We start from the raw sequence: 11470 nt of genomic DNA, 5'->3' as shown, positions 1-11470 counted from the left end.
GAGTGTCAGCGGTCAATTTGACCGTCGAAGTGTCGATGGTGTCGGTGACTTGAGTGACGGCTGGCGTGGTGCTTGGAACCAGGCTTTCGAAGTTGCCACCAGTGGCGCTGGTGATCGTTGCCTGCACAGAACCGGCGTCTTTGTAGACGTCGTCTTTCGGCGCATCGACAGTCACGGTGCCGCTGGTTTTGCCGGCCTCGATGGTGATCGTCGCGCCATTGCTCAAGGTCACGGTCACCGGTGTGCCGGCGGCGTTGCTCAGGGTTGCGGTGTAGGTGATCTGGCCGCCTTCGTTCACCGCGCCGGTGGCGCTGAGCGACAGACTGGTGGTGTCGACGGTGTCGGTCACGGTGGTGCTGACCGGGGTCTGGTCGGCGACGAGGTTTTCGAAGTTGCCGCCGCTGACATTGGTGATCGAGTTGGTCAGTGGCGCGTGTCCGGCGAGGACGTCGTTCGGCGCGGTGGTGCTCACGCTGCCGCTGGTCTTGCCGACTTCGATGGTGATGTTCTGACCGTTGGCCAGGGTCACGACCACAGGCGAACCGGTGACCGGAGCGCCAACCGTGGCAGTGTAGGTGACGGTGCCGCCCTCGGCCGCTGTCTCGGTGGCGGTCAGTTTGACCGTCGAGGTATCGACGGTGTCGGTGACGTCGGTAACCGCTGGCGTGGTGCTTGGCACCAGGTTTTCGAAGTTGCCGCCGGTGGCGTCCTTGATCGTGACTTCAACTTTGCCGGCGTCTTTGTAGACGTCATCGGCAGGTGCCGGAACGGTGACGGTGCCAGTGGTTTTCCCAGCCTCGATGGTGATCACCGCGCCGTTGCTCAGACTCACGGTAACCGGCGTGCCGGCCGGGTTGCTCAGGGTCGCGGTGTAGACAATCGAACCGCCCTCGGCCACAGAGCCGGTCGCGGACAACGCCAGGCTGGTGGTGTCGGCGACGTCAGTCACCGAGGTTACCGCCGGGGTCTGGTCGGCCACGAGATTTTCGTAATTGCCACCGCTGGCGCCATCGATTTTCACGCTCAAGGTGTTGCCGCCGGCCTGTGCATCGTTCGGCGCGGTGAAGTTGACGCTGGCGCTGCTGGCGCCGACCGGAATGGTGATGGTCTGGCCGTTGGACAGGGTGACGACTACCGGCGAACCGGTGACCGGTGCGGTCACCGAAGCGGTGTAGACGACCGCGCCGCCTTCGACCGCGCTGGCGCTGGCGGTCAGCGAAACAGTGCTGTTGTCGATGGTGTCAGTAACGTTGGTGACTGCCGGGGTCTTGTCGACCACCAGGTTTTCAAAGTTGCCACCGCTGGTCTTGGTGATGCTCGCATCGATCTTGCCGGCGTCCTTGTAGACATCATCGGCGGGCGCGGCGACGGTTGCGCTGCCGGTGCTCGCGCCTTTGGCAATGCTGATCACCGCGCCGTTGCTCAGGGTCACGGTCATGGCGGAGCCGGCCGGATTGCTCAGGGTAGCGGTGTAGACGATCGAGCCGCCCTCGGCGACGCTGCCGGTAGCGCTCAGGCTGATATCAGTGGTGTCGACGGCGTCGGTGACTTTGGTCACCACTGCCGAACGATCGGCCTCGACGCGCTCGAAATTGCCGCCGCTGTGGCTGGCGATTGCCGTCCGCACGTTGCTGCCATCGATGTATGGGGTGTTGGCGGGTGCCGGGAAATTCACCGAACCGCTGGTGGCGCCGGCTGCGATATTGATCACTGCGCCGTTGGCCAGGGTCACGGTCATGGCGGTGCCGGCCGGGTTGCTCAGGGTCGCGGTATAGGTGATCTGGCCGCCTTCGCTGACGGTATCGCTGGCAGTCAGAGTCAGCGCGGTTGTGTCGACGGTATCGTTGACTGTGGTGCTGACCGGAGTCTTGCTGACGTCGAGCTTTTCGAAGTTGCCGCCGCTGGCATCGGTCATGGTCACGGTGAGCTTGCTGACGTCCTTGTAGACGTCATCGCTCGGTGCGGCAATCGTCACCGAACCGCTGGTCTTGCCTGCTTCAATGGTGATGGTCTGGCCATTGCTCAGGTTGACGGTGACCGGGGTCTGCGCGGCGTTGGTCAGCGTTGCGGTGTAAGTGATCGAAGCGCCTTCGAGCACATAGCTCTCGGCACTGAGTGTCAGGTGCGTGGTGTTGACGGTGTCGGCAACGTTGGTCACCGCTGGCGTCGGATTCGGCACCAGGTTTTCGAAGTTGCCACCGGTGGCGTCCTTGATGGTCACTTCGACTTTACCGGCGTCTTTGTAGACGTCATCGGCAGGTGCCGGAACGGTCACGGTGCCGGTGGTCTTGCCCGCTTCAATGGTGATGACCGAGCCGTTGCTCAGATTCACGGTCACAGGCGTGCCGGCCGGGTTGCTCAAGGTTGCGGTGTAGGTGATCTGCCCGCCTTCGTTGACGTTACCGGTGGCAGTCAGCGCGACGCTGGTGGTGTCGACGGTATCCGTCACTGTGGTGCTGACCGGGGTCTTGTCGGCCACCAGATTCTCGTAGTTACCACCGCTGACATTGGTGATCGAGTTGGTCAGCGGTGCGTGACCGATCTGGACGTCATTCGATACGGGGGCGGTAACGCTGCCGGTGGTCTGGCCGACGGCGATGGTGATGATCTGGCCGTTGGCCAATGTCACGACGACAGGCGAACCAGTGACTGGCGCGCCGACGGTCGCGGTGTAAGTGACGATTCCGCCTTCGGCCACCGAAGTATCAGCGGTCAGTTTGACGGTCGAAGTGTCGATGGTGTCGGTGACTGTCGTCACGGCTGGAGCAGTGCTTGGCACCAGGTTCTCGAAATTGCCACCAGTGGCGCTGGTGATCGTCGCCTGGACGGAACCGGCGTCTTTGTAGACGTCATCGGACGGTGCAGGAACGGTCGCAGTGCCGCTGGTTTCGCCAGCCTTGATAGTGATCACGGCACCGTTGGACAAGGTCACGGTCACTGGCGAGCCAGCAGCATTGGTCAAGGTCGCGGTGTAAGTGATCTGGCCACCCTCGGCCACCGAGTTTGTCGCACTCAGCGACAGGTTGGTGGTATCGGCAACATCCGTAACGGTGGTCGAGACTGGGGTGTTATCTGCAACCAGATTTTCGAAGTTACCGCCGGTGACGCCAGTGATCGAGTTGGTCAGCGGAGCGTTGCCGGTCAAGGCATCGTTCGGTGCAGTGTAGGTGATGGAACCAGTGGTCTGGCCGACGGCGATGGTGATGTTCTGGCCGTTCGCCAACGTCACGACGACAGGCGAGCCGGTGACGGGCGCGCCGACGCTGGCGGTGTAAGGGACGGTTCCGCCTTCGGCAACCGAGGTGTCAGCGGGCAGTTTCACCGTCGAGGGATCGACGGTGTCGGTGATTTCGGTCACCGCCGGGGTGGTGTTCGGCACCAGATTCTCGAAGTTGCCGCCGGTGGCGTCCTTGATGCTGACTTCGACCTGGCCGGCGTCTTTGTAGACGTCATCGGCAGGCGCTGGAACGGTGACGGTGCCGGTGGTTTTGCCGGCATCGATGGTGATCACCGAGCCGTTGCTCAGGGTCACGGTTACCGGAGTGCCAGCCGGATTCGTCAGCGTGGCGGTGTAGGTGATCTGCCCACCTTCGGCCACAGTGCCGGTGGCGCTGAGGCTCAGGCCAGTGTCATCGACCGAGTCGGTGATGGTGGTGACCGCTGGCGTGTTGCTTGGCACCAGATTTTCGAAATTGCCACCGGTTGCACTGGTGATCGTGGTGCTGACAGTGCTGCCATTGTTGTAGACGTCATTGGCCGCAGTCGGCACGTTGACGGTGCCGACGGTTTCGCCGGCCGCAATGGTGATGGTCGAACCGTTCGACAGGGTGACGGTAACCGGGGTTTGCGCCGGGTTGGTCAGGGTCGCGGTGTAAGTGATCTGGCCGCCTTCGACGATGGTGTTGGTCGCGGTCAGGGTCAGGCCGGTGTTGTCGACCGAGTCGGTGATCGTGGTGACGGCTGGCGTGGTGCTTGGCACCAGATTCTCGAAGTTGCCGCCGGTTGCACCAGTGATCGTGGTGCTGACAGTGCTGCCATTGGTGTAGACGTCATTGGCCGCTGTCGGCACGTTGACGGTGCCGACAGTTTCGCCGGCCGCAATGGTGATGGTCGAGCCGTTCGACAGGGTGACGGTTACCGGGGTTTGCGCCGGGTTGGTCAGGGTCGCGGTGTAAGTGATCTGGCCGCCCTCGGCGACGGTGCCGGTGGCGGTAAGGCTCAGGCCGGTGTCGTCGACCGAGTCGGTGATGGTGGTAACCGCTGGCGTGGTGCTTGGCACCAGATTTTCGAAATTGCCACCGGTTGCACTGGTGATCGTGGTGCTGACAGTGCTGCCATTGTTGTAGACGTCATTGGCCGCAGTCGGCACGTTGACGGTGCCGGCGGTTTCGCCGGCCGCAATGGTGATGGTCGAACCGTTCGACAGGGTGACGGTAACCGGGGTTTGCGCCGGGTTGGTCAGGGTCGCGGTGTAAGTGATCTGGCCGCCTTCGACGATGTTGTTGGTCGCGGTCAGGGTCAGGCCGGTGTTGTCTACCGAGTCGGTGATCGTGGTCACGGCTGGCGTCGGGTTCGGCACCAGGTTTTCGAAGTTGCCGCCGGTAGCGCCAGTGATCGTCGTCGTAACGGTACTGCCGTTGTTATAGACGTCATTAGGCGGGGTCGGCACGTTGACGGTGCCGGTAGTCTGGCCAGCGCCGATGGTGATAGTCGAGCCGTTCGACAGAGTGACGGTCACCGGGGTTTGCGCCGGGTTGGTCAGGGTCGCGGTGTAAGTGATCTGACCGCCTTCAACGATGTTGTTGGTCGCGGTCAGGGTCAGGCCGGTGTTGTCGACCGAGTCGGTGATCGTAGTGACGGCTGGCGTCGGGTTCGGCACCAGGTTTTCGAAGTTGCCACCGGTAGCCCCGGTGATCGTCGTCGTAACGGTACTGCCGTTGTTATAGACGTCGTTAGGCGGGGTCGGCACGTTGACAGTGCCGGTAGTCTGGCCAGCGCCGATGGTGATAGTCGAACCGTTCGACAGGGTGACGGTAACCGGCGTCTGCGCCGGGTTGGTCAATGTCGCGGTGTAAGTGATCTGCCCACCTTCGGTGACGCTCGAGCCAGTCGTCAAGGTCACGGTAGTGGTGTCGACGGTGTCGGTGACTTGCGTGGTCGCCGGGACGGTCGGCGGGGTTACGGTGATGCCGTTGCCGCCGCTGGTGCCGGTGACGGTCACGTCGATCTGGGTCGGGTCGTTATAGACCGTGTCGTTCGGTGCCATCGGCACGTTGACAGTGCCGGTGGTGGCGCCGGCCGGAATGACGATCACCGCACCATTGGACAAGGTGATGGTCAGGTCGGTCAGCGGTGCCTGGGTCAGGGTCGCGGTGTACACCAGCACGCCGCCGGCTTCGGTGATGGTCGGCGTGGCGCTGAGGCTCAGGGTCGAATCGCGCGGCGCAGTGGGGGTGGTGTCGGTGGTCAGGCCGCCCGTGGGGTCCTGCGCGACTGGCCCGGCGGCGTTGATGCCCGCCGTTGGGAAGCCAATGGTCGGATCGTCGCGGCCAGCAGTGGCGTCGAGCATGACGAAGCTGAGGCCGCCACCGGCAGCACCACCGGTGCCCGCGGCGGTCGGGCCGGCCGCGGTGGATTCAAGCGCAGTGGTCGGGTCGACACCGGCGGCGATGGCTTGCTGCAGTTCTTCAACAGAAGGTGCCGCCTGCGCGGTGGCTTCGGCCAGGTCAGTGCTGGAGTCAGGCGCGCTGGCGCTCCACTGGGTGTCGCGGCCCAGATCGAGCGTGCGGCCATCGGCCAGTTCCAGCGACACTGCGCCGGACAGACCGGTATCGATCTGATCGCCGACATACAGGCGATCGCCTTCAACGAGTACGCGACGCACGCCCTCTGGGGACACCACGAAAACCTGACCGACAATGCTTTTGACGACGGCAACAACACTGCTCATTGAAGACTCTCCGGGTGTCACATTCAGTTGACTTCCATGGACCTGACGGGCGTCGGCGCCACTTCAGTCTGGACGTACTTTCTATAAATGGATAACTTATTGACGCTGTATTTCCGTCAATAATCTGGCTATAAATTATCGCGATTAACTTTATGCCAAACTATTGACCTTCTGGGAGCCATCCTAAACAATCGCCCCACTAATGTCACATTGATATTTCCGCGGCGACCTGTCCTTCAGCGTGTCATCCAGTTCCTCTTTTGAACTTTCCGACATACGGTCATTCGGGTTGCCATCATCCGACGCAGCGCCACGTTTTTGCTGTGATTCAAGACAAGAAGTTCCGGGAAAATTCCAACCATGCGTTCGCTTTTGCTCCTTGCTGCTCCCTTCGCTCTCGCCGCCTCCTTTGTACAAGCACAATCCTTACCAGAAGCCATGCAACAGGCGCTGGATGTCCATCCGGAGATTCAGGCGGGGGTCAACAGTCGATTGGCGGCGGATTATCAATTAAAGGCGGCGAAAGGAGGATACCTGCCCAAGGTCGATCTGCTGGGCGGTTATGGCCGTGAAGGTACTGACAGCGTGACGACCCGAGCGAACGGTGGCGGCAATCATTGGGAGACTTTGAACCGCAGCGAGTCAAGTTTACGTCTCTCGCAAATGGTTTTTGACGGTTTTGCGACGTCCAACGAAGTCGCGCGTCAACAAGCCAACGTCAGCTCCCGTGCTTACTCCCTGCTCGGCACTTCCGAGCGCACCGCGCTGACCGTCGCCCAGGTGTATCTGGACGTGTTGACCCGCCGTGAATTCGTCCGTCTGGCCGAGGAAAACCTCAAGAGCCACCAGCGCATCTACGACCAGATCCAGTTGCGCACCCAGCGCGGCGTCGGCAGCGGTGCCGACCTCGATCAGGCCGAAGCCCGCATGGCCCAGGCCCGCAACAACCTGATCACCGAACAGACCAACCTGGCCGATGCGGAAACCAACTTCCTCAGCGCCGTCGGCCAGATGCCAGACCAGCTCGAGCGGCCGGCGCCGTTCATGGCGATGATGCCGGCCAACCTCAACGAAGCCCGCGCGCAGATGCTGGAAAACAGCCCGATCCTGCGCTCCGCCGAGTCGGACATCGCCGCTGCCGACAAGCAGTTCGCCACCGCGAAATCGACCTTCTACCCGCGCTTCGACGCCGCACCGGGGCGCACCGCGGATAACGATCTCGACGGCCAGAACGGCCACAACAACGAATGGCAGGCCATGCTGCGCATGCGCTTCAACCTGTATTCCGGCGGCAGCAACAAAGCTGATCTGGAATCCAAGTCGTACCTGGCCAACCAGGCGCTGGACATCCGCAATAACGCCCTGCGCCAGTTGAACGAAGAGCTTGGCCTGGCCTGGAATGCGCTGAACAACGCCAACGCCCAGGTGCCGATTGCCCAGCAGTACGTCGACCACAGCACTTCGGTGCGTACCGCCTACCAGCGTCAATTCAGCCTCGGCGAGCGCACCCTGCTGGACTTGCTCGACAGCGAAAACGAGTTGTTCACCGCCTCGCGGCGTCTGGCGGAAATCAAGAACATTCAGTTATTTACTCAGTACCGAATCAAGGCGACCATGGGCCAATTGCTCAAAAGCCAGGGAGTGGTCGCGCCGTTGGCATCCGTTGTGCAGAACGACGTGAAGCCCAAGGTCCAGCTGCCTGGGATGAACTGAGTTATCCCTTCCAACTGTTAAAGAGTGTCGAGCGTGGAATCAGAAGTCAGTCGAGTTCAACTCAGCCATGATCCACGCGCGTTGCATGACGATCCGTTGCTGGATGGTCTGCTCGCCCTGTGCATGCTGCACCAGAAGCCTGCCAGCGCAGCGATGCTGACCACCGGCCTGCCGCTGCCCAAACAACGTTTGAGTGTCGAGTTGCTGCCCCGCGCAGCGGCTCGCGCCGGCCTGCAGGGGCGGGTGTTGCAGCGCAAGCTCGAAGAGATTCCGGCGATCGCCATGCCCGCGCTGTTGCTGCTCAAGGATGGCCGCAGTGCCGTCCTGCTCGGCTGGCAGGGCGAAAACGATGCGCGGGTGCTGCTCAGCGAAAGCGATGGCGGCGAATCGGTGGTCAGCCGCGAACTGCTGACCGACGATTACACCGGCAAAGTGTTCTTCGCCCAGCCGCAGCACAAATTCGACGTCAACCACGGCACGCTGATCCCGCGGGCACGCTCGTGGTTTCGCGACACCCTCAAGCGTTCGCGCTGGCTCTACGCCGATGCGATCGCCGCGAGTTTCCTGATCAACATCATCGCCATGGCCGCGCCGCTGTTCGTGATGAACGTCTACGACCGCGTGGTGCCGAACCAGGCCGAAGCGACCCTGTGGGTGCTGGCGCTGGGTATCACCGGCGCTTACATCTTCGATCTGATCCTCAAGAGCCTGCGCAGTCTGTGCCTGGATCTGGCCGGGAAGAAAACCGACCTGATCATCTCCGCCACGCTGTTCGAGCGCATCGTCGGCATGGCGATGAAATACCGCCCGGCGCGGGTCGGCAGCTTTGCGCAGAACATTCATGAATTTCAGAGCCTGCGCGACTTCCTCGCCTCGCTGACCCTGACCAGCCTGATCGATCTGCCGTTCACCATCCTGATTTTCATCGTCATCGCCATTCTCGGCGGGCATCTGGTGTGGATTCCGGTGCTGGCATTCCCGATTGCCCTGCTGATCGGCTACGCCTTGCAGAAGCCGCTGATCGCGACCATGGAGCGCACCATGGCGCTGGGCGCCGAGCGCCAGTCGAGCCTGATCGAAACCCTCGCCGGCCTCGACGCGGTCAAAGTCAACAACGCCGAAAGCGAGCGCCAGTATCAGTGGGAGCAGACCATTGGCGCCCTCAGCCGCCTCGAGCTGCGAGTGAAAATGCTCTCCGGTCTGGCGATGAACATCACCTTGCTGATCCAGCAACTGGCCGGGGTGATCATGATCGTCTTCGGCGTGTACCAGATCATCGCCGGTAACCTGAGCATGGGCGGGCTGATTGCCTGCTATATGCTCAGTGGCCGCGCGCTGAGCCCACTGGCGTCGCTGTCCGGTCTGCTCACGCGCTATCAGCAGGCGCGGGTGACCATGACCTCCGTCGACCAGATGATGGAGCTGCCGCAGGAGCGCAATTTCGAAGAGCGCCCGCTGAGCCGCAAGGTTCTGCAGGGTGCGATCGAATGCCGTCAGCTCAGCTTCACCTACCCGGATCAACAGAACCCGGCGCTGAAGAACATCAACCTGGTGATCCGTCCCGGCGAGAAGATCGGCATCATCGGCCGCAGCGGCTCGGGCAAAAGCTCGCTGGCCAAATTGCTGGTCGGTCTGTACCAACCGGACGACGGTGCGTTGCTGGTCGACGGGGTGGACATCCGCCAGATCGACGTCAGCGAACTGCGCTACAACATCGGTTACGTGCCACAGGACATTCAACTGCTGTCCGGCACCCTGCGCGACAACCTGGTGTCCGGCGCCCGTTACGTCGAAGACGAGCTTGTCCTGCAGGCGGCCGAACTGGCCGGCGTCCACGAATTCGCCCGTCTGCATCCGCAAGGCTATGAACTGCAAGTCGGCGAGCGCGGGCAGAACCTCTCTGGCGGCCAACGGCAGAACGTCGCCCTGGCCCGGGCGCTGTTGCTCAATCCGCCGATTCTGCTCATGGATGAGCCGACCAGTGCGATGGACAACACCGGCGAAGAACGCCTCAAGCAACGCCTCGCGGCGGTGGTCGAAAACAAGACCGTGGTGCTGGTCACGCACCGGGCATCGTTGTTGTCGCTGGTCGATCGCCTGCTGGTGATCGATCGCGGACAGATTCTCGCCGACGGCCCGAAAGCCGCCGTGATGGAAGCGTTGAAGAAGGGGCAGATCAGTGTTGCTTAAGTCCGGTGTCAAGGAGTCGATCCGTCGCTACTTCAAGGGTTCTGCCTCGCTGCAGGGCCAGCCGCTGCCCGAGGTCAACAAAGCGCTGATCGAAGACGCCCCGCGCGTCGTGCGCCTGACCATCTGGGCGATTATCGGTTTCTTTGTATTCCTGATGCTCTGGGCCAACTTCGCGGTGATCGACGAAGTGACCAAGGGCGACGGCAAGGCAATTCCCTCGTCGAAAATCCAGAAAATCCAGAACCTGGAGGGGGGAATCGTCTCCGAGCTGTTCGTCAAGGAAGGCCAGATTGTCGAGGCCGGCGCGCCGCTGATTCGTCTCGACGACACGCGGTTTGCCTCTAACGTCGGCGAAACCGAGGCCGATCGCCTGTCGATGCTGCTGCGGGTCGAGCGTCTGAGCGCGGAAGTCGATGATCGTCCGCTGAATTTCCCCGAAGACGTGCTCAAAGCGGTGCCGGGCCAGGCGAAAAGCGAAGAGTCGCTGTACATCAGCCGGCGTCAGCAACTGCACGATGAAATCGGCGGCCTGCAGGAGCAGCTGATCCAGCGTCAGCAGGAGCTGCGGGAGTTCAGCTCCAAGCAAGCGCAGTACCGTCAGCAGCTCGGCTTGCAGCGTCAGGAAATCAATATGTCCGAGCCGCTGGTGGCGCAGGGCGCGGTCTCGCCGGTAGAAGTGCTGCGCCTCAAGCGTGCCGAAGTGGAGACCCGTGGCCAGCTCGACGCGACCACGCTGGCCATCCCGCGCGCGGAATCGGCGATCAAAGAAGTGCAGCGCAAGATCGACGAAACCCGCGGCAAATTCCGCAGCGAAGCGCTGACCCAGCTCAACGAAGCGCGCACCGATCTGAACAAGGCCCAGGCCACCGGCAAGGCGCTGGAGGACCGCGTCAGCCGTACGCTGGTCACCTCGCCGGTGCGCGGTATCGTCAACAAGTTGCTGGTCAACACCATCGGCGGCGTGATCCAGCCGGGCAGCGACATGGTCGAAATCGTGCCGCTGGATGACACCCTGCTGGTCGAAGCCAAGATCCGTCCGCAGGACATCGCGTTCCTGCATCCGGGGCAGGAAGCGATCGTCAAATTCACCGCCTATGACTACACCATTTACGGCGGGCTGAAGGCACAACTCGAGCAGATTGGCGCCGACACCATCACCGACGAAGACAAGAAAACCACCTATTACGTGATCAAGGTGCGCACCGAGCGCAGTCATCTGGGCACGGACGACAAACCGCTGTTGATCATTCCGGGGATGGTTGCTTCGGTGGATATCATCACGGGCAAGAAATCGGTGTTGAGCTATTTGCTGAAGCCGATCATTCGGGCGCGGGCTGAAGCGTTGCACGAGCGCTAGATCTTCGGTGGCCTTGCTGGCCTCATCGCGAGCAGGCTCACTCCTACAGTTGATTGCATTTCTTCAGATGGAATGCGATCCCTGTAGGAGTGAGCCTGCTCGCGATAGCGCTAGCCCAAGCGCCGCATCTCTGTCGGGAAGTGACAAAAATCGTCACTCAACGTCCTTACCCTTCGTCATATCGTTATTCATTAACGGTATTTAATTTCCAATTCTTATAGCTATAAAGTCACCCACCTGCGTACCTGCCGACCAATCGG

The 11470-nt window shown here is 61.8% G+C and carries 4 protein-coding genes; 3 read left to right on the top strand and 1 reads right to left on the bottom strand.

What is annotated here, in order from left to right:
* Positions 1-5950 (bottom strand): retention module-containing protein (locus tag AEQ63_RS02525; protein ID WP_152972316.1); only part of this gene is annotated, 5950 nt, incomplete at its 3' end.
* A gap of 360 nt (positions 5951-6310) precedes the next feature.
* On the opposite strand from AEQ63_RS02525, the gene AEQ63_RS02520 reads away from it, so the two are divergent.
* The 3 genes from AEQ63_RS02520 to AEQ63_RS02510 are packed head-to-tail and all read left to right on the top strand — an operon-like array spanning position 6311 to position 11210.
* Positions 6311-7663 (top strand): TolC family outer membrane protein, encoded by a 1353-nt coding sequence (locus AEQ63_RS02520; protein ID WP_064361661.1) that lies wholly within the window; start codon positions 6311-6313, stop codon positions 7661-7663.
* Positions 7664-7696: 33 nt separating this feature from the next.
* Entirely contained in the window at positions 7697-9853 is a 2157-nt protein-coding gene (locus AEQ63_RS02515) for a type I secretion system permease/ATPase (RefSeq protein ID WP_064361660.1), read from the top strand.
* Positions 9843-11210: an HlyD family type I secretion periplasmic adaptor subunit gene (locus tag AEQ63_RS02510; protein ID WP_042610145.1), complete on the top strand. Its 1368-nt coding sequence runs from the start codon at positions 9843-9845 to the stop codon at positions 11208-11210. Before AEQ63_RS02515 ends, AEQ63_RS02510 begins: the two co-directional genes overlap by 11 nt.
* The last annotated feature ends 260 nt before the right edge of the window (positions 11211-11470 follow it).

The organism is Pseudomonas sp. RIT-PI-o (genome assembly GCF_001297215.1).
Classification (GTDB): domain Bacteria; phylum Pseudomonadota; class Gammaproteobacteria; order Pseudomonadales; family Pseudomonadaceae; genus Aquipseudomonas; species Aquipseudomonas moraviensis_A.
The sequence above is the reverse complement of the archived record's forward strand: the minus strand, read 5'-3'. Positions and strand labels throughout refer to the sequence as shown.